14 protein-coding genes are annotated in these 15,564 nt (G+C 36.0%); 5 read left to right on the forward strand and 9 right to left on the reverse strand.

All coding sequences use genetic code 11. The features are described 5' to 3' along the window. The first annotated feature begins 2 nt into the window (after positions 1 to 2). Positions 3 to 1,058 (forward strand): lysylphosphatidylglycerol synthase transmembrane domain-containing protein, encoded by a 1,056-nt coding sequence (locus OPU68_RS12460; protein ID WP_498474412.1) that lies wholly within the window; start codon positions 3 to 5, stop codon positions 1,056 to 1,058. A gap of 4 nt (positions 1,059 to 1,062) precedes the next feature. On the opposite strand, the gene OPU68_RS12465 is transcribed toward OPU68_RS12460, so the two are convergent. Next, the gene (locus tag OPU68_RS12465) at positions 1,063 to 2,352 is read right to left on the reverse strand and encodes a DUF2130 domain-containing protein (protein WP_498474313.1); all 1,290 of its coding nucleotides are present in this window, start codon (positions 2,350 to 2,352) and stop codon (positions 1,063 to 1,065) included. Between the two features lie 168 nt (positions 2,353 to 2,520). Between OPU68_RS12465 and OPU68_RS12470 the strand changes: the two genes are divergently transcribed. After that, a complete protein-coding gene (locus OPU68_RS12470) occupies positions 2,521 to 2,937 on the forward strand; it encodes a cupin domain-containing protein (RefSeq protein WP_498474314.1) in 417 nt (138 codons plus the stop codon). A 45-nt stretch (positions 2,938 to 2,982) separates the two neighbouring features. Then, complete coding sequence (gene uvrC, locus OPU68_RS12475; RefSeq protein ID WP_498474315.1) at positions 2,983 to 4,773, forward strand: excinuclease ABC subunit UvrC; 1,791 nt, start codon at positions 2,983 to 2,985, stop codon at positions 4,771 to 4,773. A gap of 2 nt (positions 4,774 to 4,775) precedes the next feature. Here uvrC and OPU68_RS12480 read toward each other — a convergent pair whose 3' ends face one another. Then, entirely contained in the window at positions 4,776 to 5,180 is a 405-nt protein-coding gene (locus tag OPU68_RS12480; protein ID WP_498474316.1) for a hypothetical protein, read from the reverse strand. Positions 5,181 to 5,361: 181 nt separating this feature from the next. Here OPU68_RS12480 and OPU68_RS12485 point away from each other — a divergent pair, with 181 nt between their 5' ends. After that, a complete protein-coding gene (locus OPU68_RS12485; protein WP_498474317.1) occupies positions 5,362 to 5,925 on the forward strand; it encodes a DUF2892 domain-containing protein in 564 nt (187 codons plus the stop codon). 68 nt (positions 5,926 to 5,993) lie between these two features. Here the strand turns inward: OPU68_RS12485 and OPU68_RS12490 are convergent, their stop codons facing one another. The 7 genes from OPU68_RS12490 to OPU68_RS12520 form a co-directional block, all read right to left on the reverse strand. Then, positions 5,994 to 8,225, reverse strand: a complete 2,232-nt coding sequence (locus OPU68_RS12490; protein WP_498474319.1) for a C25 family cysteine peptidase — start codon at positions 8,223 to 8,225, stop codon at positions 5,994 to 5,996. An 84-nt stretch (positions 8,226 to 8,309) separates the two neighbouring features. After that, the gene (locus OPU68_RS12495; RefSeq protein WP_498474320.1) at positions 8,310 to 8,942 is read right to left on the reverse strand and encodes a trimeric intracellular cation channel family protein; all 633 of its coding nucleotides are present in this window, start codon (positions 8,940 to 8,942) and stop codon (positions 8,310 to 8,312) included. A gap of 104 nt (positions 8,943 to 9,046) precedes the next feature. Next, entirely contained in the window at positions 9,047 to 9,811 is a 765-nt protein-coding gene (locus OPU68_RS12500) for an exodeoxyribonuclease III (protein WP_498474321.1), read from the reverse strand. A gap of 3 nt (positions 9,812 to 9,814) precedes the next feature. After that, a complete protein-coding gene (locus tag OPU68_RS12505) occupies positions 9,815 to 10,318 on the reverse strand; it encodes a hypothetical protein (protein ID WP_498474322.1) in 504 nt (167 codons plus the stop codon). Positions 10,319 to 10,660: 342 nt separating this feature from the next. Then, positions 10,661 to 12,205, reverse strand: a complete 1,545-nt coding sequence (gene porX / locus OPU68_RS12510) for a T9SS response regulator signal transducer PorX (RefSeq protein ID WP_498474323.1) — start codon at positions 12,203 to 12,205, stop codon at positions 10,661 to 10,663. Positions 12,206 to 12,349: 144 nt separating this feature from the next. Further along, positions 12,350 to 13,906, reverse strand: coding sequence for an Rne/Rng family ribonuclease (locus tag OPU68_RS12515; RefSeq protein ID WP_498474324.1), 1,557 nt, complete (start codon positions 13,904 to 13,906; stop codon positions 12,350 to 12,352). 232 nt (positions 13,907 to 14,138) lie between these two features. Further along, positions 14,139 to 14,429 (reverse strand): HU family DNA-binding protein, encoded by a 291-nt coding sequence (locus OPU68_RS12520; protein ID WP_027383593.1) that lies wholly within the window; start codon positions 14,427 to 14,429, stop codon positions 14,139 to 14,141. A 47-nt stretch (positions 14,430 to 14,476) separates the two neighbouring features. Here OPU68_RS12520 and mutY point away from each other — a divergent pair, with 47 nt between their 5' ends. Further along, the gene (gene mutY / locus OPU68_RS12525; protein ID WP_498474325.1) at positions 14,477 to 15,535 is read left to right on the forward strand and encodes an A/G-specific adenine glycosylase; all 1,059 of its coding nucleotides are present in this window, start codon (positions 14,477 to 14,479) and stop codon (positions 15,533 to 15,535) included. Positions 15,536 to 15,564 lie beyond the last annotated feature (29 nt).

Consider the following 15,564-nt stretch of genomic DNA (forward strand, 5'->3'; position numbering starts at 1 on the left):
AAATCTTGGAAGAAAAAAAATCCTCACCGTTTAAAAGCGCCATTACTGTTTTGGTCTCAATCTCTATTGCGGGACTTTTTCTTTGGGTTGCCTTGCGCGGATTGGATCTTGTAAAAATTAAAACCTCTTTACAAAAAGCCAATTATTTCTGGGTTGCATTTGCAGCAGTTTTTGGCGTTTCCGCCTATATTTTCCGTGCAGTAAGATGGAATCTTCTTCTGGAACCAATGGGTCATAAGATTTCCAATACCAATTCACTTTGGTCTATATCCTTTGGCTACTTGATGAATCTGACGATTCCCAGAAGCGGCGAAATTGCACGCTCTACAGCGCTGTATGGCGTAGAAAGAGTTCCTGTCGATAAGTCTTTTGGAACAATTATCTTGGAACGGGTTGTCGACTTGGTTTGTATGGGAATCTTCGCATTATTCACTTTGATTTTCAAATATGATGCGCTTTTGGCTTTCTACAAAGCGGCGACTCAACAAAAAACTGTAGAAAAAAAAGAATTAAATTGGTTTGAGCAATCTTTGCTAAAAATTGGAATTACTGATTTGGAACAATTTTATTTCTTTTCAAAAATAGCTATTGGAATTATTGTAATCGCATTCTTAGTTTATTTATTCATATATAAAAAAGACAAATTAACCGATTTTGCAAAAGGGGTTTTTGAAGGTTTAAAATCTATTTTGACTCTAGAACAAAAAGGAAAATTCATCCTTTACACAGTTGGAATCTGGATTTGCTATTTCTTCGCTTCTTATTTAGTTTGTTTCGCTCTTCCGGAAACTTCCAATTTCACACCAGCCGATGGTTGTTTCATCTTAGTCGTTGGAACTTTAGGAATGATAATCCCTGCGAGTGGCGGAATTGGCGCATTCAATCTGGCAATGAAATTCGGATTTATGGCATTGTTTATGGCTATGGGCAAAGACTCTGTAGAAGGCGGAGAATTGGGACTCGCCTACTCTTTCATCACATTGCCTTTGCAAATCATCATTATGCTCGTAATGGGTTTGATTTCGATTCCGATGTTGGCTAAGAATAGGAAGATTTAAGAAATTATTTATTTAAATCATCAAACTTTGCTTTCATTGTAGGATTTCCATAAGTCAGTTTTTTAATGGTCAAATCTTCTGCCTTATTATTGGCCAGACGCAGATTGTTAACAGATGAGAGCAACGCGTCCTTCGTCTTTTGAAGATGAGTTATGGTTTTATCAATTTCCTCCACTGCGGTTTTAAATTGCCGGCTTGCCAATTCATAATTCTTCGCAAATCCTTGTTTAAAAATATCGATTTTTTCTTCAAAATTGGTGATGTCAATATTCTGATTTCTCACCATAGCAAGTTCTTTTTTATACTGTAATGAGTTCATCGCCGCATTTCTAAGAAGCGTAATAATTGGTATAAAAAATTGTGGCCTAACTACATACATCTTAGAGAAACGGTGCGAAACATCCACAATACCCGTATTATAAAATTCATTTTCAGCTTCTAATAGTGAAACCATCACCGCATATTCGCATTTCTTTTCACTTCTGTCTTTGTCCAGTTCCCGGAAGAAATCTTCATTTCGTTTTTTGGTTGCCGTTTGATCAGCTTCGTTTTTCATTTCAAACATTATCGAGATGATCTCATTGCCAGAATCATCTACTTCACGATAGACAAAATCGCCTTTACTTCCGGACCTTGAATCATTATCTTTCTCAAAATAAACATTCTGAAACGCTGTTGCACGCAGTTTATTAAACTCGATTTCACAATGTTGCTCCAGAGTCTCGCCAAGCATTTTCGTGGAAAGTCTGGCTTTCATCTCTTTCACTCGGTCGATTTCCTCATCCTTGTACTTGATGATGATATCTTTTGATTTGAGCTTTTCGTCAAACTGTTCTTTTAAAGATTTTTCTGAAAGTTCTTTTTCCAAATCTTTATTTTTCAATTTATTCCTAAGCTCATTTTTTTCGTTTTCGATGCTGTTTTTCTCATTTTCAACTTTCTGAACAGCTTCTGAAATAGCCAGTTTTTTTTCAGTTTCGGCTTTTTCAATTTTTGCTTTGAGCTCCAGAATTTCTTTTTCTTTTTCCGAAACTTTTCCTGTCATCTCCAGTTCACTCACCGATTTTAACTGTAAGATTTCAGCATCTTTTTTGGAAAGTTGCTCTTGCAGATAATTTTTGAATTTTTCTTTATTAAGTTCAATCTCATTGTTTTTTTCTCGTTCTGCAATTCTTAATCGCTCTTGTAGTTCTTCTTCAAATTGATGATTGCGAACTTGTTTCAGAATCTCTGCAAATCCCGCTTCGTCCACTTTAAAAGCTTTTTTACAATTCGGACAGATTATCTCGTTCATAATATTTCGGTTTCGTAAAGGCAAGGTACAAATTAATCGATAATTTGGAAATTAAAATTGGCAGCAATAATTCCAAGTTCTCAAAGAGATTATAGAAATAATTTTGTTTTGAAAGAACAATTAATATTAACCATTTTAATTCGTATTTTTAAAACCTACAACATATTTATGCAGGAAAAAGAACAGGTTACTGAAGGAACAAATAATCCACACGAGGGAACAGAATCAATTCCAGCCATAAGATTATTCAGTACAGACAACGGACTTTGCAGTTTTGAAAGAGGAACTATCCCTACGTTAAAACCAATGAATACGACCACTTTCTGGCTCAGCAACAAGACCGAAGAATGGGAGAAAAGCAAACATCCAGCTCCACGTAAACAGTTCGTGATTACAATCAAAGGGAAAATTAAATTCAAAGTAAGTGACGGTTCTACTTTTATGATTGAACCTGGAATTATTCTCCTTGCAGAAGACACAACTGGCGAAGGACACAGCTGGGAAATGCTGGATTCCAATGGATGGGAAAGAATTTATCTTCCAATTTCTGAAGATGCAGAAGATTATTTCACCAAAGAAATATAGCTTCAACATTTCTCAAGAATCAATATCATTGCTTAAATTTGTCCTGTGAATCCCGACTTAGAACTTCAGCTCAAAACACTTCCATCGGAACCCGGCGTTTATCGTTATTATGATAAAAACGACAATCTGCTGTATGTAGGAAAGGCAAAACATCTTAACAAAAGGGTTCTTTCCTACTTCAATAAAAACCAGAACGGTTACAGAACCAGAATCATGGTTTCGAAGATTCACAGGCTGGAGACAACCGTTGTAAATAGCGAATACGACGCACTTTTACTGGAAAACAATTTGATAAAAGCGCATCAGCCATTCTACAATGTGATGCTGAAGGATGACAAAACCTATCCTTGGATTTGCATCAAAAATGAAGATTTTCCGAGAATATTTTTGACCCGAACTAAAATTAAAGACGGCTCAGAATATTTTGGACCTTACGCCAAAGTAAAACCAGCGCGAGTGCTGCTTGATACGATTAAGAATCTATATAAAATCCGAACGTGTAATCTGAATCTGGCGCCATCAAAAATCGCTGAAGGAAAATACAGAGTTTGTCTGGAATATCATATCAAAAATTGCAATGGACCTTGTGAAGATTTGGAATCTAAGGAAGATTATGATGAAAAAGTAGAAGCGATAAGAGGCATCATAAAAGGTGATTTCCGATTTGCCAAGAAATATCTGGAAGAAAGAATGTTTCGTTTTGCTTCGAATTTGGAGTTTGAAAAGGCTCAGATGATTAAGAATAATATTGAGTCTCTGGAAAATTATCAGGAAAAACATACCGTCGTGAATCCAAGTATTGATGATGTGGATGTTTTCGGGATGACAAGTGATGAAACGGCTGCTTATGTGAATTATTTCAAAATCAGAAATGGTTCTATCGTTCAAAGTTTTACGACTGAGATTAAGAAAGTTTTAGAAGAAACCGATGAAGATATGCTGGAGGAAGCTCTGGTAGAGATTCGTCAGAAATTCGACTCTACATCAAAAGAGATTTTGATTCCTTTTCATCTCGGCTTGGAAATTCCGAATGTAAAATTGATTGTCCCAAAAGTCGGTGACAAAAAAAGAATCGTGGAACTTTCGGAGAAAAATGCAAAAGAATACAGACTTGAAAAACTGAAGCAAGTCCAGATCATCGACCCGGAAAGACACACCAACAGAATAATGGCCGAGATGCAAAAACTCCTGAGAATGCCAGTCGAGCCAAGACACATCGAAGGTTTTGACAACTCGAATATCCAGGGAACAAATCCTGTTTCTGCGTGTGTGGTTTTTAAAGACGGGAAACCGAGCAAGGCGGATTACAGAATTTTTCACCCTAAAACTGTGGTTGGTCCGGATGATTTCAAGACGATGGAAGAAGTCATCTATCGCCGTTACCGAAGATTGATGGAAGAAGGTGAACCTCTACCACAATTGATTTTGATTGATGGTGGAAAAGGACAATTGTCTTCCGCTGTGAAAAGTCTGAAACTACTCGGACTTTATGGAAAAATCACGATTGTCGGGATTGCAAAACGTCTTGAGGAAATCTATTTTCCTGAAGATTCGATTCCTTTATATATTGATAAGAAGGCGGAAACTTTGAAAATCCTTCAACGTGTGAGAGACGAAGCGCACCGTTTTGGCGTGAAACACCACAGAACGCGAAGAACAAATTCGACCATCAAATCTGAACTGGAACAAATCCCGGGCGTTGGTCCAAAATCCATAGAAATGCTCTTGACAAAGCTGAAATCTGTCAAAAGAATCAAAGAAGCAGATATCGTAACCCTGGAAGAAATCCTTGGAAAAGTGAAAGCGAGAGTGGTTTGGGAATTTTTTAATTCCTGATATTACTTTACAACTGTAGGCAAAACTTTTTTATAGCCATTCCCGTCAAATGCCGTTTGTCTTTCCATGCACTTGTCATTCACGATGGTAAACGTCAGAACGTCATTAGCAATTTGATATTTGTACAAACCTTCAACATCATTTCCGCACGGCGAATTGCCTTCGATTTTCATCAATTTCAAACTGCCTTGGTCTGTAAAAGAGTATTTCATTTTTTCGATAACATTCCCCTGATAACTTAAATCTACGTTATCAGTTTTAAAGTCAAATACAACTTCAGCTGGTGTCGGAATATTGGCAACGCCTTTCCATTGTGTATTGGCTAAAGGATTGGCATTCTGCTGAGAGAAACAGAAAATACCTGACATTAATATAATTGCTGCGAATGATTTGGTAAAGGTTTTCATAATATTAAAATTTTAATTAATAATGATTTTTGTTTATAACTCCTTAATTATCAACAGTTAAAATTACTAATATAATCGACACTAAGTCCATAATTTTTTTATAATTTAAAATTGAAATCAATAAAATTCCTATTCGGAAATTCATCCGTTAATTATTATCTTTGCAACCTAAATTTCAAATATGAACAAATACATAAAATTTGTAGTTGCAGCAATCATCATCGCTTTAGGCGTTTATTTGATGTTCAACAGAAATATCGGCTGGGGCGTAGTTTTGGTCATTCTTTCTGCGATTCCAATTGCTATTTTCTTCAAAAACGAAAATATTCTTCTGGCTTTCTGGCAACTTAGAAAACAAAATATGGAAAAAGCCGCTAAGTTTCTATCAAATATCACAGATTACAAATCTCAGTTACATAAAAGCCAGTACGGTTATTTCCATTATCTTCAGGCTTTGACAACAGCTCAGGAAAATCCTCAAAAGACTGAGGGATTGATGAGAAAAGCATTGGATTACGGATTGAATATGAAACACGACCGAGCGATGGCAAAATTGAATCTGGCGGCATCGGCTCTCGCTAAAGGCAGAAAATCCGAAGCGCAAAAACTTTTGGAAGAAGCAAAACAACTGGATTCTGCAGGGATGATGACAGATCAAATCAAGATGATCAAAGATCAGATGAAAATGCCGACCATGCAAAAACATATGCATAACCCGAATATGAGAATCCGAGGAAAATTCTAATATCTATGTCTTAAAAAATAAAAAGGATCGAAGTTATTTTCGATCCTTTTTTGTTTGATATTTATTGATTATTGAACAATCAATTTTTCAGAATAAGCTTTGTTATCGATCTCATATTTAAGGATATAAACGCCTTTTGGATATTTCGAAACATTAATTTGAAGTTTCTTATCTGAATTATTATTGACTGTCTGCATCAGTTTTCCTGTAGCATCGTAAAGCATTACTTTGGAAGGTTTTGAATTGTTCCAAGCCATATTCACAACATCTTTTGCAGGAATTGGATAAACAGTCACTCCAGATCTATTGAATGAAGTCACTCCCAAAGTTTTTAGAAGAATCGTGGACTGATATGGTTGAAAGTTTTGTTTTGTCACAGTTAATTTCAATGATTCTCCGTCTGTCATCCCGCCAAGATCTATCACAACACTACCGTTTTTGCTAAGAGATGAACCTACCAAATCACCATTGGTTTTAGTTACAGAAATGGCAGCGTCAGGCTCATTGCAGGTAACTGTAAGAATTGAAGCACTTGGATCCAACTGCATTGGATGCTGCACTTCAAATGTCTTTGTCGTATCGTACCTGAAAACCGTAGATGGATCACCAAAAAGAACCCAAGTCTGCATGACTTCTTTTGCAGTAGACGACTCATTATAATCTTCCAACATTCCTATCTGTGAATTGTAAAACAGACCTCCAATCGTTTCTTTTTTATTATTCGCATACATTTCTGTAAGGATATTCGTCATTTCATCCTGCGTTTCCATTGGCTCTGCCCAAGCCATCAGGATCGTAGATGCCACGCTTGCAATAGCTCCAGCTGGAGAGTTGTTGTAAGTTGCAGACAGAAGATCTTCTGCCAGACAGGTTTTGCCAACAAATGTCCCATTGTTACAAGCAACAGAAACCACAAACGGGTACATTCCGTTATTCTTGAGCTGTTTCACATAAGTGGAAGTATAATTTCCGGTAACCATAAGATTAAGATCACCATGACCTGTATAATTGAATAAACCAGTTCCCGAATTTATTGCATTATTGATCATTGTTGGCGTAGGTTCTCCGGTTGCATCATCTCCACCTTGGGAACCTTGATAAAACTCGTGAACGGTCTGATAGCCAAAACCTTGTAATTGAGTTCTGATTTTTCTTAAATGTACATAATCCGTTTCACCATCGTCACCGTATCCGTTACCTTCATTTGAACCTATTCCTATGGCATTTTTCATCCAGTTCCCTGCGAAAGGTGTTTTTTCATATTCCATGATTCTATCAGTCATCGTTTTGATCGCAATACTGTTTCCTGAAAATCTTCCTACAAATGCTTCCGGATAAAAATCGGTTTCACCGGAAAGTTGCCCATAATAAGAATCACTCCAGAGCTGTTCACCATTATTTCCATAAGTATGTGCAGGAACATCGCCGGAATCACCAACTAATAGTATGTAAACTAAGTTTGGATGTGACTGATAAAAATTTTTGATATAATTTTTGATAGTAACATCCGTCTTTCCTGTAGTAGTAGTGCTTACAACTGTAGTTTTGATGCCTTTTTCTCTTTTCCAGCTCACAAAAGGTTTCAGTTGATCTTCAAAAGCAGGAGACGTGATTATCAATAATTCTCCGACCTCCGGAGCTGGCGTATATTTATTATCAGAAATATAATTCAGATAATGTTTGGAATAAATATCATTAAAAAAAGTATTGTCGGACTTTTTTACCGCAAGTTCGTTAATTCCTTTTTTATTATTGAAATCAACAACAACTCTCAGATTTTTATAAATTCTCAGCTTATGCTGAACCGGATTATACTGATATGGATAAAGTGAAAACGTAACACCTCTTGTATTTCTAAGAATATGAGGCGAACCAAATCTCACCAAATTTCCGGGAAAGAAATCATCTTTTTTATATGCTTCACCAAACGAATAGGGAATATTTTCCGGATCTACATTCCTTTTCAGATTCCCTTTTGATGGAACGATGTCTATATTATTGATGTCTTCGTAACTGTCATAGACGATTTTGTAATCGTAATTTCCTTTCTCCGGTAACTGAATAGATTCTGAAAAATAAGGCATTGCAGGCAATCCTTTTTCTGACATCAAAACCGAATATTGCTTGGAAAATGTATGATAATCTTTCCCTTCTACAGATTTAAGATTTTTCTCTAATTTATAAATTTCAAAATCTACAGTTGCAGATTTGCTGTCAGAATTAATAAGTTTAAAAGCCTGCGCTGAAAATTGTGAGGACAAAAAAATCAGTGCAATGGAACTGAGTAATATTTTTTTCATCTAATTTTATTTTTTTTCAAATATATGAAGTTTTATCAAGTTCATTAAATAAAAAACAACAAATCAGACCATTAAATATAATATCTACATTTCTCCATTACTTTCGTAACCATAAAATTTTGGAATTCTCCAATGGTATTTTACAGCTAAAGTTCGGATGGTAACGATCAGAAGGATGGTAAAGATTTGAACAAACGTATATGAAAGATTTGAAAATTTTGTTAGTAATAAGAAAATCCCACCTCCAATAATGCACGCTGTTGCGTAGACTTCCTTTCTAAAAATTAATGGAATTCGGTTGAGTAGAATGTCACGGATAATGCCACCGAAACAACCTGTGATTGTTCCTAACGTGAGACAAATTAGCGGATGAAGATCATGATTAAGACCTTTTTGAACGCCGATAATCGTAAACAATCCCAATCCGAAACTGTCAAATATAAAAAGGGTCACTTTGAAGTTTTTTTCAATCGATTTGAAGATCATTGAGAAAAGACATGTAATGAAAATCAATCCGCAAGTCAGCATATCTGTCATCCAGAAAACCGGAACGTCTAATAACAAATCCCGAACTGTTCCGCCGCCAACCGATGTGACGAACGCTATAATCAAAACTCCAAATGGATCCAAACGCTTTTGCATCGCTGCAAAACTGCCCGACATCGAGAAGGAAATGGTTCCCAGGATTTCTATGATAAGATTGAATTGTTCGTGCATTGGATAATGAAGAATTAATAATGAAGAATTAATTCCTTCATCAATTAGATTATTACTTCTATTTTATAATTAGATGCAGATGAAAATTTAATTATTAATTTTAATTAAATCGAAAGCTCCAACATTACAGGGCAATGATCGGAATGTTTGACTTCCGGAAGAATCACAGCTCTTGTCATTTTGTCTTTCAAAGGTTCGGAGACGAAGTTGTAATCCAAACGCCAGCCTTTGTTTCTTGCTCGTGAACCCGCTCTGTAACTCCACCAACTATACTGATCTGGCTGATCATTAAAATATCTGAAACTGTCTGTCAAACTATTTTCTCTCATAAAATTGGTCATCCATTCTCGCTCCATCGGGAGAAATCCGGAAGTATTTGCCAAACCAATCGGATTATGAATATCAATCGCTTCGTGACAAATGTTGAAATCGCCGCTAATAATGAGATTCGGGATGGTTTTCCTGAGTTCTCTGATGTATTCTAAAAAGTCGAAGCAGAATTGCATTTTGAATTCGAGTCGTTCGATATTTGATGCGGACGGAACATAAACGGAAATCACGGAAAAACCATCGAAATCTGCGCGGATGATTCTGCCTTCGTTGTCATAGCTTTCGATTCCGCAGCCGGATTCTATATGATTTGGTTTTACTTTGGAAGCGATTCCAACACCGCTGTAACCTTTCTTAATAGCTGAATGCCAATAACTGTGGTAGCCTGCTTTTTCCAGACTTTCTATATCAATCTGGTCATTTCCTGCTTTGCTCTCCTGAATGCAGATGACATCCGGACTTGCGACATTGAGCCAGCCAAGAAAGTCTTTTGTAAATGCAGCGCGAATACCGTTGACGTTGTAGGAAATGATTTTCATTGTTTATGAATTGGAATAAATGAGATAAATAATAATGATGGTTAACACTGCAGCCAAAAGTACGACTTTCCATTTTCCTGAACTTTTTTCCTCGATGAAAAGTGTATTTTTCTGACTTTGAAACTGAGTAGGATCTTCTAAATATTCTTTTTCATAGGCTATAAGTTCCGGCTTGTCTCCCATTACTTTTTTGACTTCTGCCCAATCCAGATCGGAAGGGAAAACAACTTTTTCAGATTGATTATTCAACTTTAATTTGACAGTAAGTTTTCCATTTTTGTTGAGTGTTTTGACTGACACATTACTGTTGCCCAAAGAATTACCTTCAGTATAGTGTGTTTCTTTGTTTTGAATAGCTTCTACGAGGTCTTTGGAACTTTTGAGACCTAATCCTGTTTTATCGAATACCAGTTTTATGGCATTTATTTTTTCATTCTGCTGGAGTAATTCTTCTATTTCCTGTCTGTTCAGATTGTGTTCCCGTAATAATGCGTCGATATTTTTCATAGTTTCAATTTTACTTTTCAAAATTTTTTATGATTAAGGATAAACTTCGATGATTTTTAGGAAATAATTTTCACTGAAGTTTCAAAGTTCGGAAATTTGAATTGAATGGTCAAAAGAAATACCAAACCTCAACATAGCCCCGATAGCAACGGCATCCTTTTTTGCTTTCTTCTGAAATTTTGTTTGGATGACAAAACGTTCTAAAGCAAAAAAGATATAGTGGATAGCGGGTTGGAATGGTGAAAAGAATGACCAACCTTCCTGCTCCTGAAAATAAAAAGGCGGAAAAAGCATTCGCTTCTTCCGCCCCGGTAAACCCAAATCAAATAAACTATGAAAAAACTATTTGGGTTCTAGTATGCTTATCGGAATGATGACCTCCTCGAGAGAAATCCCACCGTGCTGATAAGTGTCTTTGTAATAATTCACAAAGTGATTATAGTTTTTTGGGTATGCTAGGAAAATATTGTTCTTCGCAAATATATATTTTGAACTCAGGTTTCCTTTTGGTAAAAAGAGTTTGCCCGGATCATTGATCGCCCAAACGTCTTTATCTTCGTAGGTTAAACTTCGTCCTGTTTTGTATCTTATGTTGGTAGACGTTTCTCTGTCGCCAACAACCTTACTAGGTTTTTTAACATAAATTGTGCCGTGATCTGTAGTAATGACCAATTTGAATCCACTTTCTGCTGCGGCCTTGATAATTTTCAGCAAAGAAGAATTTTCGAACCAGTTGTAAGTGAGTGACCTGAATGTTTTGTCATCTCTAATCAATTGATTTACAATATTATTATCAGTTTTTGCGTGTGACAAAATATCGATAAAATTATAAACGATAACCAATAGATCATTGTTCTTATGCTGATTGAAATCTTCTAAAATCTTTCTTTCAAAATCTGAATTCAGGATTTTCAAGTATTTCATTGATTTGCCTGATAATCCCAGACGTTTCATCTGGTCTTCCAGGAAATCTCTTTCAAACTCATTTTTGTTGCCTTCTTCGTTATCATTGAACCAGTTGTTCGGAAATCTTTTTTCGATTTCTGAGGGCATTAATCCTGCGAAAAATGAATTACGTGCATATTGTGTCGCCGTTGGTAAAATACTGAAATAATAATCCTCGGAGGTTTTGTTGTAGAACTTTGTAAAGAGATGCTCTATCACTTTCCACTGGTCATATCTCAAATTATCTACCATTAGAAGAAGTACTTTCTCTTTCTCCAGTTCCGGTTTCACTTTGTCTTTGAAAAGTGTGTGGCTCATCATCGGTTTATCGTTGCCGTGAAGCCAGTCCTCGTAATTGTTTTCTATAAATTTCGAGAATTGGATATTGGCTTCTTCTTTTTGATTCTGAAGCAGATCTGCAAACTCATTATCCGAAACCTTATCGAATTTCACTTCCCAATTCAGAATTTTCTTGTAATATTCTGCCCAATCCTGATAAGTTCTGAGATATGACAATTCCATACTCAGGTTTCTGAATTCCTGCTGATAATCAACGATTGTTTTTTGTTCAACAAGAGATTCGCTTTGCAATATTTTTTTAAGTGACAAAAGCACCTGGTTCGGATTGACTGGTTTCAGGATATAATCCTCAATTTGTGAACCAATCGCTTGTTCCATTATGCTTTCTTCTTCACTCTTGGTAACCATCACAATCTTGATGGCATTATCTTTTTCTTTGATCATTGGAATAGCTTCCAGACCAGAAATCCCAGGCATATTTTCGTCAAGAAGTGTCAGCACGAATCTTTCTTTTTCTATCAATTCCAAAGCCTCATTTACGTTGTTTACTGGTGTTACACTGTAGCCTTTATTTTCCAAAAAGACAATATGAGGTTTGAGAAGATCTACTTCATCATCGATCCATAAAATTTTTCCTGACATATATTTTTATTTAAGTTTAAAGTATCAAAAGTATGACCAAAATATCACAATAATATTTAAATAACAGAAGATGGGCGTTAAATATTAGTTAAAGGAAAAAATAAAAAAAACTTTGCCGTTGCTAGCAAAGTTTATACTTTTTTATTAATTAGAAAAGCTGATCAATTCCTTTTTCTCTGAATTATAGAGATGGAACTCCAGCATTTTGAAAGAATCTCTAGGAATGATTGTTACCCATTTTTTGTACTTCAGAAACCATTTGTTCTGAATGCTTGCGATACCTTTGGTCAGATAAGCTTCTACAAACGGATGCACATGAAGGAAAAGTTTTCCTTTCTCTGTCGCCATAATCGTTCTAATGGAATCTTCCATCTTTTCGATAATCACAATTGGAGCAATGATTTCGCCGCCTTTGTTTGGATTTTCTTCGTTGGTTTCGATGGTATTTTCTGAGCGAACACGCTGTCTTGTCATCTGGATAAGACCAAATTTGGAAGGCGGTAATATTTTGTGTCTTGCCTTGTCACGCTTCATTTCGTCACGGAAATGTTCGTACAATTCTTTTCTGTGTTCCGCATCTACCATATCAATGAAATCCACTACGATAATCCCGCCCATATCACGAAGACGAAGTTGTCTTGCAATTTCTGTGGCTGCCATTTTATTGACTGTCAAAGCGTGCATTTTGTTGGTAGAAGAAGAGGAAATATTATTTCCGGAATTCACATCTACCACGTGAAGTGCTTCTGTATGCTCGATTACGAGATATGCACCTTTGGATGCAGGAATATTCACATGTTTCCCGAAACTCTGTTTCAACTGTTTCTCAACATTGTAATATTCCAAAAGCGGAATGTGAGAATCGTAGAACTGAACGATATTTTTTCTTTCAGGAGCAATGACTTCGATGTAAGCTTTCATATCTTCCACCATTTTCTCGTCATCACAAATGATGCTTACGAAATCCTGATTGAAGTTGTCTCTCAGAATTGAAGAAGCTTTATCCTCCTCACTTAAGATTTTACTCGGAACTTTATTTTTCTGAATATTCTTGAAAGTCGTTTCCCACTTTTTCACGAGCTGATTCATATCATTATGAAGTTCAGCCACTTTTTTTCCTTCCGCCACAGTCCTGATGATGACACCAAAACCTTCCGGACGAATACTTTCAATTAAAGTTTTGAGACGTTCTTTTTCAGCACCGTCGGCTACTTTTTTGGAAATCGAAATTTTATTATCGAATGGAATCAAGACCAAAAATCTTCCTGTGAGAGAGATTTGCGTAGAAATCCGCGGTCCTTTTGTAGAAATTGGTTCTTTTGTGATTTGAAGCAGTACAACATCTCCGGCAGTCAGGATTTTATCAATAGTCCCCATTTTGTCGATATCCTTGGAATGCTCGGCATTTTTGAGACTCGACGTCTGCTGTTTTTTGGAAAGAATATTTTTCAGGAATTTCTGATAGGAGAGAAATTGAGGACCCAAATCTTGGTAATGCAGAAACGCATCTTTGTCTGTCCCAATGCTTACGAAAGCAGCATTTAAGTTTGGAGCAAGTTTTTTTATTTTCCCTAAAAAAAGGTCTCCAACTACAAAATCGGATTTGGTTTTCTGCTCGTGAAGTTCAAAAAGGCGTCCATCTTCCAACAATGCGATCTTTGAAGCGTCTCCCTCATTGGAAATTATCAGTTCTTTCTTCATAACTTCATAAACTGGTTTTTTTACTAAATTAGGTTGTAAATATAAAACAAAAATATAGTTGGCAATAGAACCAACTATATTTATATGTGTAAGACGTTAAAATAATAAATTATTTCTTCTTGTGTCTGTTTGCTCTTCTTCTTTTCTTTCTTTTGTGAGTTGCAACCTTATGTCTCTTTCTTTTTTTTCCGCTTGGCATAATTTATATTTTTATACGTTTATATTCTATTGATTATTTAACTGCAACTTTAGTTTTTACTTTCTCTACGAAAGTTTTTGACGGTTTGAAAGCCGGAATATTGTGAGCAGGGATTTCAATTGCTGTGTTCTTAGAAATGTTTCTTCCTGTCTTAGCTGCTCTTGTTTTGATGATAAAAGAACCAAAGCCTCTTAAGTAAACATTATCTCCATTATACATAGAGGTTCTGATTTCTTGCATGAATGCTTCTATAACTTTCTGTGTATCATTCTTTTCTACTCCCAGCTTGTTCGAGATGGTATTTACCAATTCTGCCTTTGTCATTTTATAATTTTCTTTATATTTTTGGTGTGCAAATATAAGATATATTTTTGAAAACAAACAAACAAAATGCTGATTTTCTTCACATTGGGAAAAAGCTAATAAAGTGGTATGATACTAATGCCAGACAACTTCCGTGGAGAGAAAACCAGCATCCTTATTATATATGGATCTGCGAAATTCTTTTGCAGCAAACTCAGGTAAAACAAGGTCTCGGACATTACCTCAGATTCATAGAAAGATTCCCAGATGTGGAGGAACTTCACAAGGCTTCGGAAGATGAAGTTCTGCTTTACTGGAAGGGCTTGGGCTACTATTCCCGCGCTATCAATCTTCACAAGGCGGCGCATCAAATCATCGAGGAATTTGATGGGAAATTTCCGACTCATTATCAGGATATTCTAAAACTGAAAGGTGTTGGGAAATATACAGCTGCGGCAGTCGCAAGTATTTGTTTTGATGAAAAGATTCCGGCGATTGATGGAAATTTCTATCGTGTTTTATCACGGATTTTCGCGGATAGTTTTGATATGTCGAGTTCCAAGGCTTTTCAATATTTCACCGATTTGGCTTTATTAATAATGCCCGAAGACAAACCTGGCGATTTCAATCAGGCAATTATGGACATTGGGTCAGAAATCTGCAAACCGAAAAATCCACTTTGTGGGGAATGTCCTGTAAATGATGATTGCATCGCTTATCAAACCGGAAGAATATCAGAATTTCCTGTGAAAACCAAGAAAGCAAAAGTCACGGATCTGAGTCTGAAATATTATTTCATCAAATTCAAAGACCAGTTTCTCATCAAACAAAGAGGCAATGATTTCATCTGGAAAAAGCTGTACGAATTTCCGACTTCCGTTTCTGCAGAATGGGAAGAATTGATCATCAATTCGAAAATCATCAATCATAAACTGACGCATAAGAATATGACGATAGAAATCAACACGATTGAAGTGGATTCTAAAAAAGCATTGGGAGATTTTGCGTTGGCAAATGATTACTTGATTGTAGATGAAAAGCAAGCGGACGAGAAATCATTCCCAAAACCTTTGGAAAATTTTTATAAAAAAAGAGAAACGCCTACAGTTGGAACATTTTTGTTTTAAAGATATATTTTCAAATATTGATTAAACTT

It is taken from the genome of Chryseobacterium sp. TB1-D10 (assembly GCF_059803555.1).

What these genes read in the sequence shown, in the direction of transcription:
- OPU68_RS12490 (WP_498474319.1), bottom strand. Translation starts at nt 8,225, where the DNA reads ATGAAAAAAATATTACTCAGTTCCATTGCACTGATTTTTTTGTCCTCA.
- OPU68_RS12515 (WP_498474324.1), bottom strand. Translation starts at nt 13,906, where the DNA reads ATGAAGAAAGAACTGATAATTTCCAATGAGGGAGACGCTTCAAAGATC.
- porX (WP_498474323.1), bottom strand. Translation starts at nt 12,205, where the DNA reads ATGTCAGGAAAAATTTTATGGATCGATGATGAAGTAGATCTTCTCAAA.
- OPU68_RS12495 (WP_498474320.1), bottom strand. Translation starts at nt 8,942, where the DNA reads ATGCACGAACAATTCAATCTTATCATAGAAATCCTGGGAACCATTTCC.
- OPU68_RS12480 (WP_498474316.1), bottom strand. Translation starts at nt 5,180, where the DNA reads ATGAAAACCTTTACCAAATCATTCGCAGCAATTATATTAATGTCAGGT.
- OPU68_RS12505 (WP_498474322.1), bottom strand. Translation starts at nt 10,318, where the DNA reads ATGAAAAATATCGACGCATTATTACGGGAACACAATCTGAACAGACAG.
- OPU68_RS12500 (WP_498474321.1), bottom strand. Translation starts at nt 9,811, where the DNA reads ATGAAAATCATTTCCTACAACGTCAACGGTATTCGCGCTGCATTTACA.
- OPU68_RS12520 (WP_027383593.1), bottom strand. Translation starts at nt 14,429, where the DNA reads ATGACAAAGGCAGAATTGGTAAATACCATCTCGAACAAGCTGGGAGTA.
- OPU68_RS12465 (WP_498474313.1), bottom strand. Translation starts at nt 2,352, where the DNA reads ATGAACGAGATAATCTGTCCGAATTGTAAAAAAGCTTTTAAAGTGGAC.
- OPU68_RS12470 (WP_498474314.1), top strand. Translation starts at nt 2,521, where the DNA reads ATGCAGGAAAAAGAACAGGTTACTGAAGGAACAAATAATCCACACGAG.
- OPU68_RS12485 (WP_498474317.1), top strand. Translation starts at nt 5,362, where the DNA reads ATGAACAAATACATAAAATTTGTAGTTGCAGCAATCATCATCGCTTTA.